The following is an 18,376-nucleotide window of genomic DNA, read 5'->3' as shown; positions in this document are numbered from 1 at the left end:
TCAGTGCTGGTTCTGCGGCAACCGCACGACCAGGCCGCTCAGCGCATCCGAGACCCGGATCTGGCACGACAGACGACTGTTCGGCTCGACCTCTTCGGCGAAGTCCAGCATCGACTCTTCCATGGCGCTGGGCTTGCCCGTCGCTTCGCGCCAGGCTTCATCGACATAGACATGGCAGGTGGCGCAGGCGCACGCCCCGCCACAGTCCGCGTCGATCCCCGGCACATTGTTGCGGATCGCGCCTTCCATGACGCTAAGCCCCGGCTTCACGTCGACGACGTGCTCGGTTCCGTCATGCTCGATATAGGTGATGCTGGCCATGGCCCGCTCATATCAAGCCGGCGCGCGGGCGCAAGGCCGTAAGTTGGCGCCAGCATCAGTATATGGCATTATCGACGCATGAACGACATGCGCAAGATCACCGCCATTCTGCCATCCCGCCTCCTGGCGGCGGCTCAGGATGCGACGGGCCAGGGCGTGACGGAAACCTTGCGTCGGGCGCTCGAAACCCTGGCGCATTCGGACTGGAGCCGTCGCATGCTGGCCCTGGAAGGCCGCGCACCATTGGAGGTCGATCTCGACGACCTGCGCCAGGATCGGCCGCTGGACGGATCGGATCGGTCAGTTTGATCGCCGCTGACACCAGCGCGGTCCTGCATTTTCTGCACGGCGTTGATGGACCCGCGCGCCCTGCAGTTCGCCGCGCCCTTCGCGACGAGCGGCTGGTGCTGCCGCCGCTGGTTCTGACGGAACTGCTGTCCGCCCCGTCGCCTGAAAGCGATCTCGACGCCCTGTTGGGCGCGGCGCCGCTCGTGCCGGTCATCGACGGCTATTGGGAAAGAGCGGCGCTCAATCGCCGCGCGCTCGCGATGCGCGGTCTCAAGTCGCGGCTGGCCGACGCCCTGATCGCCCAGTCCTGCATTGATGCGGGAATTCCGTTGATCTCCGGCGATTCCGACTTTCGTCATTTCGCCGCCCACTGCGGGCTCAAGCTGGCCGATTAGAAGACAACAAAAAACCCCCGAAGCGGTGCTCCGGGGGTTTTGAAGTCAGGCCGCCTTCTTGCGGCTCGGCGCGACCATCAGCTTCTTGGTCTCGGCGATGGCCTTGGCCGGGTTCAGGCCCTTGGGGCAGACCTGGGCGCAGTTCATGATCGTGTGGCAGCGATACAGTTTGAACGGGTCTTCCAGATCGTCCAGGCGCTTGTCCGTGGCGTCGTCGCGGCTGTCGGAAATCCAGCGATAGGATTGCAGCAGGGCCGCCGGGCCGAGGTATTCTTCCTGATTCCACCAGTAGCTGGGGCACGAGGTCGAGCAGCAGGCGCACAGGATGCACTCGTACAGACCGTCCAGCTTCTCGCGCTCGGCCGGGGTTTGCAGCCGTTCCTTCTCCGGGTCGGGCTCGTCCGACTGGAGGTAGGGCTGGATCGAGTCGTACTGGGCGTAGAACAGGCTCAGGTCCGTCACCAGGTCCTTGACCACCGGCTGGTGGGGCAGGGGGGCGATGGTGATGTTGTGCGACGCGCACTCGTCCCAGCCCTTGGTGCAGGCCAGGGCGTTGCGCCCGTCCACGTTCATTGAGCACGAACCGCAGATGCCCTCGCGGCATGACCGCCGGAACGACAGGGTCGGATCGATGGTGTTCTTGATGTGGATCAAGGCGTCCAGCAGCATCGGACCGTGGTCGCCGGTCGGCACCTCATAGGTGTCCCAGCGCGGGTCCGCATCGACCTCGGGGTCATAGCGATAGACCTTGTAGGTCTTGACGTCCTTGGAACCCGGCGCGGCCTTGTGGACCTTGCCCGTCGTCGGCTTGGAGCCTCTGGGGAGAGTAAGCTGGACCATCTTAGTAAACCCGCGCCTTCGGTTCGATATACGCGATGTCGTCGGACATGGTGTAGTTGTGGACCGGACGATAATCGATCTGGACCTGCTCGCCCGGACGCTTCCACGCCAGGGTGTGTTTCATCCAGTTGGCGTCGTCCCGGTCGGGGAAGTCCTCGCGGGCGTGGGCGCCGCGCGATTCCGTGCGGTTCAGACCGCCCTCGATGGTGACCATCGCCTGGGCGATCAGGTTGTCGTATTCCAGCGTCTCGATCAGATCCGTGTTCCAGATCAGGCCGCGATCGGTGGTCTTGATGTCGGCGCCGGCCGCCTCGATGGCGCGCAGCTTGTCGGTGCCCTGTTGCAGGGTCTCGCCGGTGCGGAACACCGCCGCATCGGCCTGCATGGCCTTCTGCATCGACAGGCGCAGCTCGGCGGTCGGGGTCGAGCCGTCTGCGAAGCGGAAGCGGTCCAGACGGGCCAGGTGGGCGTCGGTCTGGGTCTTGGAGGCCGACGGCACGGCGGACGCCTTGTCCACCACCTCGCCGCAGCGCAGACCGACGGCGCGGCCGAACACCACCAGGTCGGTCAGGGAGTTGGAGCCCAGGCGGTTGGCGCCGTGCACCGAGACGCAGGCCGCCTCGCCCACGGCCATCAGACCCGGAACCACGCTGTCGGGATTGCCGTCGCGCAGCGTCAGGACTTCGCCGTGATAGTTCGTGGGGATGCCGCCCATGTTGTAGTGGACGGTCGGGAGGACCGGGATCGGCTCCTTGGTCACGTCCACGCCGGCGAAGATCTTGGCGCTTTCGGAAATGCCCGGCAGGCGCTGGTGCAGGATCTTGGGATCCAGGTGGTCCAGGTGCAGGAAGATGTGGTCCTTGTTCGGACCCACGCCCCGACCTTCACGGATTTCGATGGTCATGGAGCGCGAAACCATGTCGCGCGGCGCCAGGTCCTTCACGGTCGGCGCATAGCGCTCCATGAAGCGCTCGCCTTCCGAGTTGGTCAGGTATCCGCCCTCGCCGCGTGCGCCCTCGGTGATCAGGCAGCCGGCGCCATAGATGCCGGTGGGGTGGAACTGGACGAACTCCATGTCCTGCAGCGGCAGGCCGGCGCGCAGCACCATGGCGTTGCCGTCGCCGGTGCAGGTGTGGGCGCTGGTGGCCGAGAAGTAGGCGCGGCCGTATCCGCCGGTCGCCAGAACCACCATCTTGGCGCGGAACTGGTGCAGTTGACCGTTGTCGAGCTGAAGCGCGGTCACCCCGGTGCAGGTCCCGTCCTGCATGATCAGGTCCAGCGCGAAATATTCGACGAAGAACTTCACCTCGCGGCGCACCGACTGGCCGTACAGGGTGTGCAGGATGGCGTGGCCGGTGCGGTCGGCGGCGGCGCAGGTGCGCTGCACCGGGCCTTCGCCGAAGTTGCGGGTCATGCCGCCGAAAGCGCGCTGATAGATTTTGCCTTCTTCGGTGCGCGAGAAGGGCACGCCCCAGTGTTCCAGCTCGTAGACGGCCTTGGGGGCGTTACGGACCAGATATTCGATCGAGTCCTGGTCGCCAAGCCAGTCCGACCCCTTGACGGTGTCGTACATGTGCCACTGCCAGCTGTCCTCGCCCATATTGCCCAGCGAGGCGGAGATGCCGCCCTGCGCTGCGACGGTGTGGGAGCGGGTCGGGAAGACCTTGGTCACGCAGGCGACCTTCAGGCCCTGCTGGGCGGCGCCCAATGCGGCGCGCAGGCCGGAACCGCCAGCGCCGACGACGACGACGTCGTACTCGTGGTCGATAAGTTCGTAAGCAGCCATTACGGGATCAGGCTCCGAAGCCGGCGGGCAGCGGCGCAGAACCCAGCGCCAGCCGCACGATGAAGAAGACGCTGGCGGCGGCCAGCACGAGGAAGACGACGTTGAGCAAGGTCACCAGCAGGCCGCGCGTTCCGGCGCTGGGCACATAGTCTTCCAGGATCACTTTCCAGGCCAGGCTGACATAGCCGAAGAACACCACGACGGTTATGGCCAGCATGCCCGCGTTCAGCGGATTGGCGAACCAGGCCAGCACGGCGTCATAGCCGGCGCCTGCCAGGGTGAAGCCGGTCGAGGCGGCCCACAGGCCCAGCGGCAGCAGAGCCACCAGCAGCACCCGCTCGATCAGCCATTCGCCGGCGCCGTGGCGCTCGGAAACCTTGACGTTGTTCTTGAACTTGGCGGCGCCGCTCACAGCGAGACCCTCCCGACAGCGAACAGGACGACCCAGAACAGCACGGCCAGCGGGACCGGCGCCCAGACGGCGATGTTGGACAACAGCGTCGCCGACTTCACCGTCAGGCCGTTGCCGGTGTCGTTATAGGTGTGACGCGCGCCGTTCAAAATGAAGGAGAACAGCACCACCGTCAGGCCGAAGCCGATGAATAGACCCAGCGGCGAACCCGCCAGCGAGGCGAAACAGGCGTAGTGCTCGGCCCCGAACGCCATTGCGCCCAGCCAGCCGATGACGAAGAGCGCGCCGACCGTGGCGGCGATGATCGTGGCCCGGAACAGGATCGAGGCCGTCATGGTGACGTGCCAGCGCCAGACGCTCATATGGGGCGACAGAGGCGCGGTGTGACCGTTCGGTTGGGTGACGAAGCGACCGGTCCGGTCGCTAGAGGCGCCACCCGGCGTCGGGCTGGGCTGGGTCATGCGAATGGTTCTCAAAAGCGAATGAATTCAATCGCCGTGTGCGGTTGCGAAGGCTTTTGTGACCCTGGGGGGCCGGTGTCAACGCACAGCGGCGAACATCTACGCATTGCCGCTCTTACGCAGGTTCCATCACGGCGGATCACGTTTGCGTTCGCAGGCCGATCGACGGCTAGCCGATACAGGTCGGCATTTGGCACGGTGGGCCTCATGATCCTGTTCGCCCTGATCGCCGCCGTCGCCATGGAGCCCGCCATCCAGACCACGGGTCTGTTGGACGCGACGCCCGAGACCTATCAGGCGCCGGTCGTCCGTCCGTTCGAACCGCCCTCCGACTTCGGCCGCGAAGAGGCGCAGGGCGACGCCGCGACGGATCGGCACCGCCGTCCCCTGACCGCCCCCGTCGAGGTGAACGCCTATGTCGGCGACTACGAGGTCAGCCCCACCGACGCAGAGATCGCCTATGACCAGGGCGTGGCCCAGGCCCAGATCGACGCGGACGCCCGCAGCGGTCCTCTGGACGGCCGCTGGCGCGTAACGAGCTCCGATGGAAAACCCCTGCTGTCCCTGGCTCTGACCGACCTCGGCGGGGGGCGGATGATCGAAGGCGCCTGGCGTCGGCTGGATCTCCCCGCCGGAACCGACCAGGGCGGCGCCGCGGGCCCGGTCTTCAGGGCCGGCGACATCGCCGTCATCCCCCTGTCCGGCGGCGAGCTGCACCTGCGACCCGCCGCCAGGGGCTGGACCGGCGAACTGATCCAGAACGGCCGCGCCCGTCCCGTGACCGTCTCTCGCGCAGGCTGAGGCTCGCCAGCGCCGATCCGCCACCCTATATGTGGCGAATGACCCAGCCTCGTTCTGTCCTTCGCCTGCATCCCGCTCACCGCGACGACATCGGCGATCTGACGACCCGTCGTCCCGTGCCCGGTCCGGGCCTGGACCAGGTCGATCCCTTCCTGTTCCTGAACCACCACGGGCCCCAAACCTATGCGCCGGGCAACGCCGGCCTGCCGTTCGGCCCCCACCCGCACCGGGGGTTCGAGACCGTCACCTTCATCCTCGACGGCGAACTGGCCCACAACGATTCCGGCGGCGGCGAGAGCATCATCAAGGCGGGCGGCATCCAGTGGATGACCGCCGGCTCGGGCCTGATCCACGCCGAACTGTCCCCGGCCGACTTCAAGCGCGACGGCGGGCCGATGGAGATCCTGCAGCTGTGGGTGAACCTGCCGTCGCGGCTGAAGATGACCAAGCCGGACTATGTCGGTCTGCAGAAGTCCGACATTCCGACCTTCGTCACCGAGGACGGCGTCACGGTCGAGCCTGTCTCCGGCGAATGGTTTGGCGTCGCAGCCCCGATCCAGTCCCTGATCGACATCCATCTGGCCGTCGTCCGCCTGCCCGCCGGCGCCCGGTTCGAAACCCCCGTCGCCCCCGGCCGCAACGTCTTCCTGTATGGCGTCAAGGGCGAGATCGCCGTCGCCGGAACCCCCGTGCCCCAATGGAACCTCGCCGCCCTGAGCGACGGCGACACGGTCGAGATCACGGCCCAGACCGACGCCGTCGTCCTGTTGGGCCATGCCCAGCCCATCGGCGAGCCGGTCTTCAGCCACGGCCCCTTCGTCATGAACACCCGCGAAGAGATCATCCAGGCGGTCCAGGACTACCAGTCCGGCAAGTTCGGCCCGCCGCCACGCGTTTGAGTGCGCCGTGCGGAGGTGATGCGCTCGCCGCCAAAACCCTATAAGACGCCGGTTCCTTAGCGACCGCCGAGCCGAAGACCGCCACATGCCCAGCCTGAACGAGATCCGCGCCACCTACCTCGATTATTTCGCGGCGGACGGCCATGCCAAGGTGCACTCGGCTCCGCTGGTGCCGCAGAACGACCCGAGCCTGCTCTTCGTCAACGCGGGCATGGTGCCATTCAAGGACTATTTCACCGGCGCGTCTAAGCCGCCCTATCCGCGCGCGACCAGCTCGCAGAAATGCGTCCGCGCCGGGGGCAAGCACAACGACCTGGACAATGTCGGCTACACCGCCCGCCACCTGACCTTCTTCGAGATGCTGGGCAACTTCTCGTTCGGCGACTATTTCAAGGAACACGCCATCGAGAAGGCGTGGAATCTGGTCACCCAAGACTTCGGCCTGGACGCCAAACGCCTGCTGGTCACTGTCTATATCGATGACGACGAGGCCGCCGCGATCTGGAAGAAGATCACCGGCTTCTCCGACGACAAGATCATCCGCATCGCCGGCTCTGACAATTTCTGGGCCATGGGCGACAGCGGTCCCTGCGGTCCCTGCACCGAAATCTTCTGGGATCATGGCGACAAGATCCCCGGCGGCCCTCCCGGCTCGCCGGACGAGGACGGCGATCGCTACGTCGAGATCTGGAACAACGTCTTCATGCAATATGAGAAGGAGAACGATCAGATCGTTCGCAACCTTCCCAAGCCCAGCGTGGACACCGGCATGGGGCTGGAGCGGATGACCACCGTCCTTCAGGGTGTGCATTCGGTGTTCGAGACCGACCTGTTCAAGACCCTGATCGCCGCTTCGGAAGACGCCACCTCGACCAAGTCGGACGGCGAGCGCGCCGCCAGCCACCGGGTCATCGCCGACCACCTGCGCTCGTCCTCCTTCCTGATCGCCGACGGCGTCACCCCGTCGAACGAAGGCCGAGGCTATGTGCTGCGCCGCATCATGCGCCGCGCCATGCGCCACGCCCACCTGCTGGGCGCCGCCGATCCCCTGATGCACCGTCTGGTCCCGACCCTGGTGGCTCAGATGGGCGACGCCTATCCCGAACTGGCCCGCGCCCAGCCCTTCATCGAGGACACGCTGAAGCAGGAAGAGGTCCGCTTCCGCACCACGCTCGGCCGCGGCATGGCCCTGTTCGACACGGCGGTTCAGGGCTTCCGTCCCGGCGACATGCTGGACGGGCAGACGGCCTTCACCCTGTCCGACACCTATGGCTTCCCGCTGGACCTGACCCAGGACGAGGCCCGTCGTCGCGGCTTCTCGGTCAATGTGGACGGCTTCGAAGAGGCGATGGCGCAACAGCGCCAGCGTTCGCGCGAACACTGGAAGGGCTCGGGCCAGACCGCCAACACCAATGAATGGCTGGCGATCCGCGACCGGATGGGGCCGACCGTCTTCACCGGCTATGACAATATCGAGGGCTCGGGCGAGGTCCTGGCCATCATGAACGCCGGCGCCCCTGTCGAGATGGCCGAGGCCGGCGACATCGTCGAAGTGTTGTTCGACACCACCCCCTTCTATGCCGAAAGCGGCGGCCAGGCCGGCGATCACGGCATTATCGAATGGCCGGGCGGCGAAGCCGAGGTCATCGACGTGCGCAAACACGCCGGCGACCTGCACGTCCTGGTGGCCCAGGTCACGGCCGGCAAGCTGGAGATCGGAACCCGCGCGGCCCAGTTGGTCGATGCCGAGAAACGTCGCACGACCCGCGCCAACCACTCCGCCGCCCACCTGCTGCACACGGCGCTGAAGAATGTGCTCGGTCCGGCAGTCGCCCAGAAGGGCCAACTGGTCGATGCCGAACGCGCCCGCTTCGACTTCAGCCACGGCGCCCCGCTGACCGAGGCCGAGCTTTCGGCCATCGAGACCGAGGTCAATGCGGTCATCCGTCAGAACGTCCCGACCGAGATGAAGCTGATGGCCCCGCAAGAGGCCATCGAGGCCGGCGCCATCGCCCTGTTCGGCGAGAAATACGGCGACGAGGTCCGGGTTCTGACCCTGGGTCGCGCCCTGACCGGAGACAACAACGCCCCCTATTCGGTCGAACTGTGCGGCGGCACCCATGTGTCCCGCACCGGCGACATCGCCCTGTTCAAGATCGTTCAGGAGACCGGCGTCGCCGCCGGCGTGCGCCGTATCGAGGCCCTGACCGGCGAGGCTGCACGCCAGTATCTGCTGGCCCAGGCCGGCGTCGCCCGTTCGCTGGCCCAAGGCTTCAAGGTCCAGACCGCCGACGTCCCGGCCCGCGTCGACAGCCTGACCGCCTCGGTCAAGACGCTGGAGAAACAGGTCGCCGAGCTGAAGAAGCAACTGGCTCTGGGCGGCGGCTCGGGGGCGTCCGCTGCGCCTGAAGAGATCGGCGGGATCAAGCTGATGGCCCGCGTCCTGGACGGCGTGGACGGCAAGGGTCTTCGCGGCGTCGCCGAGGACTTCCGCAAACAGGTCGGAACCGGCGTCGTCGCCCTGATCGGCGTCACCGAGGGCAAGGCCGCCGTCACCGTCGCCGTCACCTCTGACCTGACGAACCGGGTCAACGCCGCCGACCTGGCCCGCGCCGCCGTCATCGCCATGGGCGGCCAAGGCGCCGGCGGCAAACCCGACTTCGCCCAAGGCGGCGCTCCGGATGGGTCGAAGGCCGAGGACGGCTTGGCGGCGGTAAGGGCCGCGCTGGCGGGGTGATCGCCGTCTTTTAAACCGCCCTTCTCCCAGTGGGAGAAGGTGGCCCGTAGGGCCGGATGAGGGTCGGCCGGTGGGCCCGTTCGCACCACCCGACACTCACCCTTTCACGCAAGGACGATCGCTGTCGCTCTCGTGCGCTCAAGCCCTCTCCCTATGGGAGAGTGGGTAGCCATCCTATTTCTTGATGCAATTTGCTTGCTATTCAGCGACTTACGTCGCAGCAGCGTCCGCCACCCTGACGCTCCTCCGATCGCGCGTATAATCGACAGCCGGAATGGGGGGACGTCATGCAGAGCAAAAGTGCACCAACTGCACTCAGTTTTTATCCAGATCGAAATTGCACCATCTTGCACTTTGCACCCGTTTTCGAGGTGCAGTGCAATTTCGACCTCGGTCTTACCCCATTGGATCGGGCGTTAGGTCCACCCCCGCCAGCTTCCAAGTGAACGGAGTGCGCCGCTCCATGATCAGCACCAGGGCGTCGTCCGGCCGGTCGTCGCGCGTCAGGGTCACGGCGAAGGTGTTGATCCCGCGATAGGCCCAGGATTGATGGATCTTGTCCTTGGGCGCGGCGGGCGTGTCGTCGGCTGGGACCGGCCGTTCCGGCTCGGGCGTCTCGCCTGAACGCACCATGGCGGCGATGCCCTGGGGCGTGACGAAGTTATCGACTGCGCCTTCGACCAGCGACGGGGCCAGCAGCATCCCCAGCGCCGCCAGACCGCGATCTCCTTTGGTCCGGCTGCGGATTTCCAGCGCCGCCCGCGCGTTCAGTTCGCTTTTCAGGCTGGCGCGAAAGGCCGGAAAGTCCACCTGCCGCTCCAGCCCCGCCGCATCCCCCGTCCGCGCCGCCCGCACCAGGGCCTGGGCGGCGACGAAGGGCGAGGCGAACAGGGCGACGACCACGCCGACGACGAGGGCGATCAGGGCTCCGGTGACGATCTTGCGGTTCATGCAGTCTCCTTGAAAAGCCAACGCGGCGCCCGACCGCCCGGTTGCCTTACGGGCGCGTCGTCACTGTCACGGCGGGCGCGGTCCCGTCGGGCAGGCCGATGTGGACCAGCTTCCATTCGAACGGCCCGCGCCGCTCGAAGGTGAACAGGGTGCGCGACCCGCCCTGGTCTTTCACCGCCATCCGCGCCCGGTTGACGCTCCAGTAGGCCGGGCTGGGCCAGGGCTTGCGCGCCTGGGCCGACGCGGGCGCCACGCCCGCCGTCGTCCTCTGGCTGGCGTAACGGCCCCCGCCGCGCAGCAGGGCCGTCAGGGCCGCCGGCGTCAGATAGGCGTCCACGTCCGGCTGGCGCAGGATGGGGTTCTGTTCGATCTGACGCCGGAAGGCGCCGATGGGGTCTTCCAGGAACGACGGCGCGGGCGCCATCGCCTCGGGCCGTCCCGCCAGTTGCGGCCGCAGCGACTGGCGCACGGCGTTGAAGTCGATCAGCCGCGCCAGACCCGCCACGTCGTTCGCCTCGGCCGCCGACCGAATGGCGAAGAAGGCGACGGCGGGCGCGGCGAAGAAGGACAGCACCGCCGCCACGACCGCCGCCAGCACCAGATTTCCGAACAGACGCTTCACGACCGCTTCCTCATTATCGCCGATCATGCACGCCCCGGCCGATCACACAACGAAAAGCCCCGCCGGATCGCTCCGACGGGGGCTCATTCTTGTTTGTCCTATCGCCCTTCGGGCTACTTCAGGACGCTTGGTCGGACAATCCTCCCCCATCGGGGGAGGGGGACCGCATAGCGGTGGAGGGGGCCGGACGCCTCGCGACGTTTCCGGCGCCCCCTTACTCTCAGCCGACGTCCGGCAGGGCGGTCTTCAGGTTCTCGGCGACCTTGTCGAGGAAGCCCTCGGTGGTCAGCCAGCCCTGTTGATCGCCGACCAGCAGCGCCAGATCCTTGGTCATGTGGCCGCTCTCGACGGTGTCCACGACCACCTTCTCCAGCGTGTCGGCGAAGGTCGCCAGGGCCGCATTGTCGTCCAGCTTGGCGCGGTGCTTGAAGCCGCGGGTCCAGGCGAAGATCGAGGCGATCGAGTTGGTCGAGGTGGCCTCGCCCTTCTGGTGCTGGCGATAGTGGCGGGTCACGGTGCCGTGGGCGGCTTCCGTCTCCAGCACCTTGCCGTCCGGCGTCATCAGGACCGAGGTCATCAGGCCAAGCGAGCCGAAGCCCTGCGCCACCACGTCCGACTGCACGTCGCCGTCATAGTTCTTGCACGCCCAGACGAAACCGCCCGACCACTTCATGGCCGCCGCGACCATGTCGTCGATGAGACGGTGCTCATAGGTCAGGCCGCGCGCCTTGAACTCGGCGGCGTAATGGGCGTCGAACACTTCCTGGAACAGGTCCTTGAAGCGGCCGTCGTAGGCTTTCAGGATCGTGTTCTTGGTCGACAGATAGACCGGATAGTTGCGCTGCAGCCCATAGGCGAACGAGGCGTGGGCGAACTCGCGGATCGAGTCGTCCTGGTTGTACATGGCCATGGCCACGCCGGCGCCCGGCGCCTTGTAGACTTCGTGCTCGATCACGGCGCCGTCCTCACCGACGAACTTGATCGTCAGGGTGCCGGGGCCGGGCATCAGGAAGTCGGTGGCCTTGTACTGGTCGCCGAAGGCGTGGCGGCCGACGACGATCGGCTGGGTCCAGCCCGGAACCAGGCGCGGCACGTTGGAGCAGATGATCGGCTCGCGGAAGACGACGCCGCCCAGGATGTTGCGGATGGTGCCGTTGGGCGACTTCCACATCTTCTTCAGGCCGAACTCGGCGACGCGCGCCTCGTCAGGCGTGATGGTGGCGCATTTCACGCCGACGCCGTGCTTCTGGATCGCGTGGGCGGCGTCGATCGTCACCTGGTCGTCGGTGGCGTCGCGGTGCTCCATGCCCAGGTCGTAGTAGTCCAGTTCGAGATCCAGGAACGGGAAGACCAGCTTGTCCTTGATCATCTGCCAGATGATGCGGGTCATTTCGTCGCCGTCGATGTCGACGATGGGGTTTTCGACCTTGATCTTGGCCATGCGTGCGGTCCGCCTGTGACTGTAGGGAAGGAATGTCGTGGCGGGGATATAGCGGGGCCGCGCGCCCACGCAAACCCCGCCGTCCGTTAACCCCGCCCGGAAAAACCTCGACGCCACGCTGAACCCTTCGGCCGGTCTGGGCTTCTCCTTGGCCCAAGGGCGGCGACGGACGATGGAATGACGAAAGAAGAACGTGAACTGGTCGATCGGTGGATCGTCACCTTCTGCGAAGTCCCGCCCGTGATCGATGCGGAACTGATGCGCAGGCTGATCGCTGAACAGGAAGCGACACAGCAGGGAGCGCAGCCATGCCCGACAAGACGTTCAAGGCCGGCGATCGCGTAAAGTGGGACCACAGCCAGGGCACGACGACCGGCAAGGTCGTAAAGAAGGTCACCTCCGAAACGCGCATCAAGGGCCACAAGGTCGCAGCTTCGCCTGACAATCCCGAGTATATCGTCGAGAGCGCCAAGACCGGCGCGCGCGCGGCGCACAAGCCGTCGGAGTTGAAAAAGGCATGAAGACCCTGTCTCGCGGCGTCGCGCTTTCCGTCCTGGCCCTGTCCGCCTTCGCCGTCGCCGGTTGCGGCGACAAGGACGCCGCCAAGGCGCCCGCTGCGCCCAAGGCCGCCATGCCTGCGACGGCCGGCGCCGCCGCTTCTGCTCCCGTGCTTCAGATCCGCGCCGAGACGAAACAGTTCCGCGACTGGAGCGCGACCTGCGGCAATGACGGAACCTGCTGGGCCTTCGGCTTCGCGCCCGAGTTCGCCGCCGGCTGGGTCCGCATCACCCTGGCCCCCGGCCGCGACGCCCAACCCCAGATCCTGTTCGGCTATTGGCCCGACGGCGACGCCAAGGGCCCCGGCCAGATCGCGCTGACCATCGACGGTCGCGGCTTTGCCTCCACGCTCAGCCCCGAGGGCGAACCGGAAGCGCCGATTGGAGAAATCCGCACCGACGCCCGCGCTGCGATCGACGCCATGGCTCAGGGCAAGGTGATGACCATTCGCGGCGCCTCCACGCAGGACGTCTCCCTGCACGGGGCCGCTGCCGCCCTGTTATGGATCGACGAGAAACAGGGCCGCCTCGACACGACCACAGCCCTGATCCGCCGTGGCGACCGTCCCGCCGCCACCGTCCCGGTCGCCCCGCCCTTGCCGACGGTCACGCCCGCGCCGGCCGTGGATCAGGCCGGCTTCGGCGACGTGAACCAGACGGTGCCCGCCGCCCTTCGCACCCGCACCGAGGTCGGAACCTGCCTGAAGGAATCGGCCATGCCGGCGATCAGCGACATGGTCATGTCCGCCCGGCTGGACGCCCGCACGGAACTGTGGGGCGTGCCGTGCGGTGCCGGGGCCTATAACGTCACCCACAACTGGTATCTGACGGGACCGGGCGGTCGTGACCCCCGCCCCGCGATCCTCGCCGGAACGGCCGGCCCTGGCGTCGACCCAGTCATGGCCGACAACTCCACCGTCAACGGGGCCTATGATCCCAAGACCCGCACCCTGTCGGCCTTCGCCAAGGGACGCGGCATCGGCGACTGCGGCTCGGCCCAGACCTGGGTCTGGACCGGCGACCGCTTCGTCCTGACGGAGGAAAGCACGATGGGCCAATGCGCGGGCGTGCGCTCCGACCTTTGGCCCGTCGCCTGGCGCACGCGGTGAACGACCCGGAGGTCCTGATCGTCGGGGCGGGTCCGGCCGGTCTGACGGCGGCGACCTATCTCGGCCGCTTCCGCAGGCGGATCCTGGTGGTGGACGCGGGCGAACCGCGCGCCTGCTGGATTCCCGTCAGCCACAATATGCCGGGCTTTCCCGCAGGGATCGGCGGCTCGGACATCCTGAAGCGAATGCGCGAACAGGCCGAGGAATATGGGGCGGTCGTCATGTCCGGCCGGGTCGAGACATTGGCCCGCGACGGCGACGGCTTCGTCGCCCAGGTGGACGGCCGCGCCATCCACGCCCGCGCCGTGCTGCTGGCGACCGGTGTCGTCGATCATCACCCCGACCTGCCGGGCGTGGAACGCGCCGTGCAACGGTCGCTGGTCCGCGTCTGCCCCATCTGCGACGGCTATGAAGCCACGGACAAGGCGGTCGCCGTCATCGGCCACAGCGACAAGGGCGCGCGCGAAGCCGCCTTCATGCGCACCTATTCCGACCGGGTGACGCTGATCCACATCGGTTCCGCCGACGCCCTCTCGCGCCGCGACGAGCTGGACAGGCTGGGCGTCGAACTGATCCTGGCGCCGCTGGAGGCGGTGGAGCTGGAACAGGACCGCGTGACCGCCCTGACCTGGGGCGGCCAGACCCGCGCCTTCGATCTGGTCTATTCCGCCCTCGGAACTTCGCCGAACGCCGAACTGGCCAAGGGTCTGGACGCGCGCCTGTCGGGCGACGGTCGGCTGGAGGTCGATCTGCACCAGACGACCAGCGTGCCGGGCCTCTACGCCGCCGGCGACGTCGTGCGCGGCCTCAACCAGATCGCCGTGGCGACCGCAGAGGCCGCCGTCGCCGCCACCGACATCCACAACCGCCTGCGCCAGGCCGACGGCCTGACCGTCGCCGACTAGGCTTTCCCACTCACAATCTTTTCCAGCACCGCCAGGGGCAGGGAGCCATTCTCCAGCACCTTGTCGTGGAAGGCGCGCAGGTCGAATCCGGGCCTGGCCTCGGCCTGTTCGCGCAGGCGGGCGATCACGGTGTGGCCGACCTTGTAGGAACAGGCCTGGCCGGGCCAGACGCAGTAGCGGTTGATCTCGCTGTTCGACGCATCCAGCGGCTTGGCGCCCGAGGCCGCCATATATTCGACCGCCTGTTCGCGGCTCCAGCGCTCGGAATGCAGGCCGGTGTCCACCACCAGCCGCACGGCCCGGAAAAGATAGGACATCAGGAAGCCGACCCGGCCCAGCGGATCGGCCGCATAGACGTCCAGATCGTTGGCCGCCACCGCCTCGGCATACAGGGCCCAGCCCTCGTTATAGGCCGAGAAGCCGCCCGCGCGGCGCCATTGCGGCAGCTCGCCGGACTCGCGCTGAAGCGCCACCTGCAGGTGATGCCCCGGCGACGCCTCGTGATAGGTCAGGGTCGGCAGGGCGAAGCGCGGCCAGTTCCCGCTGTCGCGCAGGTTGATGTAATAGGCGCCCGGCCGCGACCCATCCAGCGGCGGTCCCTGGTAATAGCCGCCCGGCGCGCCCGACTGGATCGACACCGGCACGCGCCGGACCTCGACGTGGGACTTGGGCAGGCGGCCGAACACCTGCGGCAGTTTCGGCTCCAGATCGGCGACCAGCTGGTTCAGCCAGGCCAGCAGTTCGGCCTTGCCCTCATCCGTATTGGCGAACAGCTGAGCCGGCTCCTTGTTCAGGGCCTGAATGCGTTCGCCGACCGTGCCTTGCGTATAGCCCTGGGCCTTCAGGATGGCGTCGATCTCGGCGCTGATCTCGGCGACCTGTTCGCGGCCCAGGGCGTGAATCTCCTTGGCCGACAGGGTGGTGGTCGTGTTGGCCTTCAGCCCGGCGGCATAGAAGGCCTCGCCGTCCGGCAGGCGCCAGACCCCCGCGTCATGGGTCGCGCGTGGGCGTAACGCCTCCAGCGCCGCGATCTGGGCGCTCAGGGCCGGCTTGATCTTCTGGTCCACGATGGCGGCGGCGCGGGCGTCGTAGCCGGTCAAGTTCAGCCCGCCCGTCTTGCGCGCCAGCGACTTCAGCATGGCCATGTCGGCGGCGGGCGTGTCGCGCAGGGTGCGGATCTGCGGCAGCATCCGGTCAATGATGAAGTCCGGCGGGATCACGCCCAGACCGGCGTCTTCCTGGACCTTGGCCGTCTCGCCCTCCAGCACGCCCGAGAAGGCCTCCAGCCGCGACAGGAAGGCGTCTGCCCCCGCCGCGTCCTCGATCCGATGCTGGTTGTCCAGGAAGTCCGGCGTGCTGAAATAGGCCCCCGAAAGCTGGGTCACGATATAGGGCGACGGCCGACCCGGCCCCGCCCCATAGTCGAAGCGCGCCGTCTGCGCCGCCGTCTCCGCCCCGAAGGCGGCGATGGCGTAGTTCAGCGCCCCGGCCGGCGACAGGCCGGCCTGATCGAAGCCGCTCAGCTGACCCCAGCGGTCTACGGCCTTCGCGCGATCCTTGCGGATGGCGTCCGGTCCCGCCTCGCTGAGCCTGGACGACAGCCCTGCTCGCGCGCCCCGGTCCAGACCCAGGTTCGTCGCGCCCTCCGGGTTCTCCTCGATGTCCGCCTCGAACCAGCCGTCCAGCAGGCTGTTCAGCCGCCCATCCGCATCGGTCGCGGCGGCTTGGGCCTGAGCCAGGGACGGCGCGACTGCAGCTGTGGCTGCGGCGGTCAGCAGAAGGCGGCGACGATCGATCATGCGATGAACTCCGGTGACGGGAGCGCCGCGCCGGCGCATCCCTGCTTATCTGCGACTATGGCCCGCTACGGTCTGTGGGTCACGCCTGCGTCGCGACCCAGCCGTCCACGATCCGCTCCAGCACCGACAACGGCACGCCGCCGGCGGCCAGGGCGGTGTCGTGGAAGCCCTTGATGTCGAACTTCGGCCCCAGTGTCGTCTTGGCCTTCTCGCGCAGGCGGACCCATTCGTTGTGTCCGACCTTGTAGGCGCAGGCCTGGCCGGGCCAGCCGCAATAGCGTTCGACCTCCGATGTCGCCGCGCCCTCCTGATCGCCGTAAGCCTCCATCATGTAGCGGATGCCCTCCTCACGGCTCCAGCCCTTGGAATGGATGCCAGTGTCGACCACCAGGCGGGCGGCGCGGAACATCAGCGATTGAATGTAACCGATCTGTCCTGCCGCGTCGTTCTCATAGGCGCCCATCTCGTCGGCCAGCTGCTCGGCGTACAGACCCCAGCCCTCGACATAGCTGGAGAAGCCCAGAAGGTTCATCAACAGGGGCGCGGACTCGCTCTCCTGCTGCAGGCTGATCTGGAGGTGATGGCCCGGCGCAGCCTCGTGATAGGTCAGGGTCGGCAGGGTCCACGACGGCCATTCCGCCGTGTCCTTCAGATTGATCCAGTAGATGCCGGGCCTCGTCCCATCCAGGCTGGGCGAGTTGTAGTAGCCCATCGGCGCGCCGGCCTCGATCTCGGGCGGGACGCGTTTGATCTCGACCTTGGCCTTGGGCAACCGGCCAAAGGCGTTCGGCAGCCGCGCCTGCATGTCGGCCATCTGGGCGTTCAGCTTGTCGATCAACTCGGCCTTGCCGGCGTCGGTGTTGGCGTAGACGTATTTCGGATCGTCCCCCAGGGCCTTGATCCGCTCGGCGACCGAGCCCTGCGTCAACCCTTGCGCCTTCAGCAGCACATCGGCGCGCGCCGTCAGATCGGCCATCTGTTCGACGCCGGTGCGGTGGATCTCGTCGGCCGTCAGCCGGGTCGTGGTGATGTAGTGCAGACTGTTGGCGTAATACTGCTCGCCCTGCGGCAGGCGACGCACCGAGGCCTCGTGCACGGCGTTCGGCTGGGCGGCCTTCAGCACCGCGTTCTGGGCGGCGAGAGCCGGATAGACCCGCTCGGTCACCAGACGTTCGACCTGTGCGCCCCAGTCGCCGGTCAGCCCCTTGGCGCGCGCGCGATCGACGACCGACTGAACCAGGGGCGAGGTCGCCGCCGGGGTCGACAGGAAACCGTCCTGCTGGCGGATCGCCTTGGCCAGAATGAAGTCGGGCGGAATGACGCCCAGCGCATATTCCTCCTTCACCCGGTCCGTCTCGGCCAGCAGCACGTCGGCGAAGGCGTTGACCCGCGCGACATAGGCGTCGGCGTCGGCGGCCGTTTCGATGGTGTGCTGATTGGCCAGGAAGTCCGGCGTGGACTGATAGGCGCCGCCCTGCTGGCTGACCCGGTACGGATTGGGCCATCCGCCCTGGCCATAGGGGATGTCGTAGGTGGCGATCACCCCGTCCAGATTCTGGGCCAGACTGTCGTAATAGTTGGCGTTGCGGGCATCCAGTTTGGTGCGGTCGATCCGGGCCAGTTCGGCGCGCTGGCGACGGGTGAAGGCGCGCTGGTCGTCTTCCTCTGCGCGGGTGGGCGCGGTCAGTTTGGACTTGGCGGCGGCGCGGTCGCCCTTGTCCAGGCCGAACATGGTGACGACCTCGGGGCTCTTGTCCAACGTCTGCTCGAACGTGGCGTCCATGAAGGTCTTGAGCTGGGCGGCGGCGTCGCCCTGAGCAGCGGACGCCTGTCGGGCGAAGGCGGGGCCGCCCACGGCGACGAAACCGGCGCCCAGCGCGGCGGACTGAAGAAGACGACGACGATCGAACATGGAGCGGCCCCTCGAAATTGGATGGGGCAATGGAGACCGCAGGCGCGGGCGCGGCAAGTGAAATTCCAGACAGGCCCCCGATCTCTGCACGCCGGCCAAAGAAAAAGGCCCGGCGGATCACTCCGCCGGGCCTCATCAGT

The 18,376-nt window shown here is 67.3% G+C and carries 18 protein-coding genes; 8 read left to right on the top strand and 10 right to left on the bottom strand.

The features are described from left to right. Positions 1–321 carry a 2Fe-2S iron-sulfur cluster-binding protein gene (locus tag EGY25_RS06815; protein WP_135194274.1) on the bottom strand — a complete coding sequence of 107 codons (321 nt, stop codon included), beginning with the start codon at positions 319–321 and terminating at the stop codon, positions 1–3. A gap of 78 nt (positions 322–399) precedes the next feature. Here EGY25_RS06815 and EGY25_RS16500 point away from each other — a divergent pair, with 78 nt between their 5' ends. Together EGY25_RS16500 and EGY25_RS16495 are read left to right on the top strand one after the other, a co-directional pair. Continuing rightward, the gene (locus tag EGY25_RS16500) at positions 400–630 is read left to right on the top strand and encodes a hypothetical protein (RefSeq protein ID WP_167762506.1); all 231 of its coding nucleotides are present in this window, start codon (positions 400–402) and stop codon (positions 628–630) included. Beyond that, a complete protein-coding gene (locus EGY25_RS16495) occupies positions 627–1,004 on the top strand; it encodes a PIN domain-containing protein (RefSeq protein WP_167762505.1) in 378 nt (125 codons plus the stop codon). Before EGY25_RS16500 ends, EGY25_RS16495 begins: the two co-directional genes overlap by 4 nt. A 45-nt stretch (positions 1,005–1,049) precedes the next feature. On the opposite strand, the gene EGY25_RS06805 is transcribed toward EGY25_RS16495, so the two are convergent. From EGY25_RS06805 to sdhC, 4 genes are read right to left on the bottom strand one after another with little or no spacing between them, the layout of a single operon-like run. After that, positions 1,050–1,844: a succinate dehydrogenase iron-sulfur subunit gene (locus tag EGY25_RS06805; protein WP_135194272.1), complete on the bottom strand. Its 795-nt coding sequence runs from the start codon at positions 1,842–1,844 to the stop codon at positions 1,050–1,052. Between the two features lies 1 nt (position 1,845). Then, positions 1,846–3,630: a succinate dehydrogenase flavoprotein subunit gene (gene sdhA, locus EGY25_RS06800; protein ID WP_135194271.1), complete on the bottom strand. Its 1,785-nt coding sequence runs from the start codon at positions 3,628–3,630 to the stop codon at positions 1,846–1,848. A 7-nt stretch (positions 3,631–3,637) separates the two neighbouring features. Next, positions 3,638–4,042: a succinate dehydrogenase, hydrophobic membrane anchor protein gene (sdhD, locus tag EGY25_RS06795; RefSeq protein ID WP_135194270.1), complete on the bottom strand. Its 405-nt coding sequence runs from the start codon at positions 4,040–4,042 to the stop codon at positions 3,638–3,640. Continuing rightward, positions 4,039–4,503 (bottom strand): succinate dehydrogenase, cytochrome b556 subunit, encoded by a 465-nt coding sequence (gene sdhC, locus EGY25_RS06790; RefSeq protein WP_209308012.1) that lies wholly within the window; start codon positions 4,501–4,503, stop codon positions 4,039–4,041. The genes sdhD and sdhC overlap by 4 nt, the downstream gene beginning before the upstream one ends. A gap of 207 nt (positions 4,504–4,710) precedes the next feature. Between sdhC and EGY25_RS06785 the strand changes: the two genes are divergently transcribed. The 3 genes from EGY25_RS06785 to alaS all read left to right on the top strand — a co-directional run bounded on the left by EGY25_RS06785 (position 4,711) and on the right by alaS (position 8,940). Beyond that, positions 4,711–5,304, top strand: a complete 594-nt coding sequence (locus EGY25_RS06785; RefSeq protein ID WP_135194269.1) for a hypothetical protein — start codon at positions 4,711–4,713, stop codon at positions 5,302–5,304. A 38-nt stretch (positions 5,305–5,342) separates the two neighbouring features. Next, positions 5,343–6,203 (top strand): pirin family protein, encoded by an 861-nt coding sequence (locus tag EGY25_RS06780; protein ID WP_135194268.1) that lies wholly within the window; start codon positions 5,343–5,345, stop codon positions 6,201–6,203. Between the two features lie 85 nt (positions 6,204–6,288). Beyond that, positions 6,289–8,940: an alanine--tRNA ligase gene (gene alaS / locus EGY25_RS06775; RefSeq protein WP_135194267.1), complete on the top strand. Its 2,652-nt coding sequence runs from the start codon at positions 6,289–6,291 to the stop codon at positions 8,938–8,940. Positions 8,941–9,336: 396 nt separating this feature from the next. Here alaS and EGY25_RS06770 read toward each other — a convergent pair whose 3' ends face one another. The 3 genes from EGY25_RS06770 to EGY25_RS06760 form a co-directional block, all read right to left on the bottom strand. Then, a complete protein-coding gene (locus tag EGY25_RS06770) occupies positions 9,337–9,891 on the bottom strand; it encodes a DUF2939 domain-containing protein (protein WP_135194266.1) in 555 nt (184 codons plus the stop codon). A 46-nt stretch (positions 9,892–9,937) separates the two neighbouring features. Beyond that, on the bottom strand, positions 9,938–10,513 hold the full coding sequence (locus EGY25_RS06765) for a DUF2939 domain-containing protein (RefSeq protein WP_209308011.1): 576 nt from the start codon (positions 10,511–10,513) through the stop codon (positions 9,938–9,940). Between the two features lie 220 nt (positions 10,514–10,733). Then, the gene (locus EGY25_RS06760) at positions 10,734–11,954 is read right to left on the bottom strand and encodes an NADP-dependent isocitrate dehydrogenase (protein WP_135194264.1); all 1,221 of its coding nucleotides are present in this window, start codon (positions 11,952–11,954) and stop codon (positions 10,734–10,736) included. 308 nt (positions 11,955–12,262) lie between these two features. Here EGY25_RS06760 and EGY25_RS06755 point away from each other — a divergent pair, with 308 nt between their 5' ends. Genes EGY25_RS06755 through EGY25_RS06745 form a run of 3 tightly spaced genes read left to right on the top strand, consistent with a single transcriptional unit; the run spans position 12,263 to position 14,525 of the window. Next, entirely contained in the window at positions 12,263–12,475 is a 213-nt protein-coding gene (locus EGY25_RS06755) for a DUF2945 domain-containing protein (protein ID WP_135194263.1), read from the top strand. Beyond that, positions 12,472–13,620, top strand: coding sequence for a DUF1176 domain-containing protein (locus EGY25_RS06750; protein WP_135194262.1), 1,149 nt, complete (start codon positions 12,472–12,474; stop codon positions 13,618–13,620). The genes EGY25_RS06755 and EGY25_RS06750 overlap by 4 nt, the downstream gene beginning before the upstream one ends. Then, positions 13,617–14,525 (top strand): NAD(P)/FAD-dependent oxidoreductase, encoded by a 909-nt coding sequence (locus EGY25_RS06745; RefSeq protein WP_245159382.1) that lies wholly within the window; start codon positions 13,617–13,619, stop codon positions 14,523–14,525. Before EGY25_RS06750 ends, EGY25_RS06745 begins: the two co-directional genes overlap by 4 nt. Here EGY25_RS06745 and EGY25_RS06740 read toward each other — a convergent pair. Further along, complete coding sequence (locus EGY25_RS06740; RefSeq protein ID WP_135194260.1) at positions 14,522–16,324, bottom strand: DUF885 domain-containing protein; 1,803 nt, start codon at positions 16,322–16,324, stop codon at positions 14,522–14,524. The two genes, EGY25_RS06745 and EGY25_RS06740, sit on opposite strands and share 4 nt — an antisense overlap. 79 nt (positions 16,325–16,403) lie before the next feature. Continuing rightward, entirely contained in the window at positions 16,404–18,236 is a 1,833-nt protein-coding gene (locus tag EGY25_RS06735; RefSeq protein ID WP_135194259.1) for a DUF885 domain-containing protein, read from the bottom strand. Positions 18,237–18,376: the final 140 nt, after the last annotated feature.

Origin of the sequence: Brevundimonas intermedia, from assembly GCF_004614235.1 — a bacterium.
Lineage (GTDB): Bacteria > Pseudomonadota > Alphaproteobacteria > Caulobacterales > Caulobacteraceae > Brevundimonas > Brevundimonas intermedia_A.
The sequence above is the reverse complement of the archived record's forward strand: the minus strand, read 5'-3'. Positions and strand labels throughout refer to the sequence as shown.

Bases quoted from the DNA above. Each gene is read 5' to 3' on its own strand.
- EGY25_RS06815 (WP_135194274.1), bottom strand. From the start codon at position 321: ATGGCCAGCATCACCTATATCGAGCATGACGGAACCGAGCACGTCGTC.
- EGY25_RS16500 (WP_167762506.1), top strand. From the start codon at position 400: ATGAACGACATGCGCAAGATCACCGCCATTCTGCCATCCCGCCTCCTG.
- EGY25_RS06805 (WP_135194272.1), bottom strand. From the start codon at position 1,844: ATGGTCCAGCTTACTCTCCCCAGAGGCTCCAAGCCGACGACGGGCAAG.
- sdhA (WP_135194271.1), bottom strand. From the start codon at position 3,630: ATGGCTGCTTACGAACTTATCGACCACGAGTACGACGTCGTCGTCGTC.
- sdhC (WP_209308012.1), bottom strand. From the start codon at position 4,503: ATGACCCAGCCCAGCCCGACGCCGGGTGGCGCCTCTAGCGACCGGACC.
- EGY25_RS06785 (WP_135194269.1), top strand. From the start codon at position 4,711: ATGATCCTGTTCGCCCTGATCGCCGCCGTCGCCATGGAGCCCGCCATC.
- EGY25_RS06780 (WP_135194268.1), top strand. From the start codon at position 5,343: ATGACCCAGCCTCGTTCTGTCCTTCGCCTGCATCCCGCTCACCGCGAC.
- alaS (WP_135194267.1), top strand. From the start codon at position 6,289: ATGCCCAGCCTGAACGAGATCCGCGCCACCTACCTCGATTATTTCGCG.
- EGY25_RS06770 (WP_135194266.1), bottom strand. From the start codon at position 9,891: ATGAACCGCAAGATCGTCACCGGAGCCCTGATCGCCCTCGTCGTCGGC.
- EGY25_RS06760 (WP_135194264.1), bottom strand. From the start codon at position 11,954: ATGGCCAAGATCAAGGTCGAAAACCCCATCGTCGACATCGACGGCGAC.
- EGY25_RS06755 (WP_135194263.1), top strand. From the start codon at position 12,263: ATGCCCGACAAGACGTTCAAGGCCGGCGATCGCGTAAAGTGGGACCAC.
- EGY25_RS06750 (WP_135194262.1), top strand. From the start codon at position 12,472: ATGAAGACCCTGTCTCGCGGCGTCGCGCTTTCCGTCCTGGCCCTGTCC.
- EGY25_RS06740 (WP_135194260.1), bottom strand. From the start codon at position 16,324: ATGATCGATCGTCGCCGCCTTCTGCTGACCGCCGCAGCCACAGCTGCA.
- EGY25_RS06735 (WP_135194259.1), bottom strand. From the start codon at position 18,236: ATGTTCGATCGTCGTCGTCTTCTTCAGTCCGCCGCGCTGGGCGCCGGT.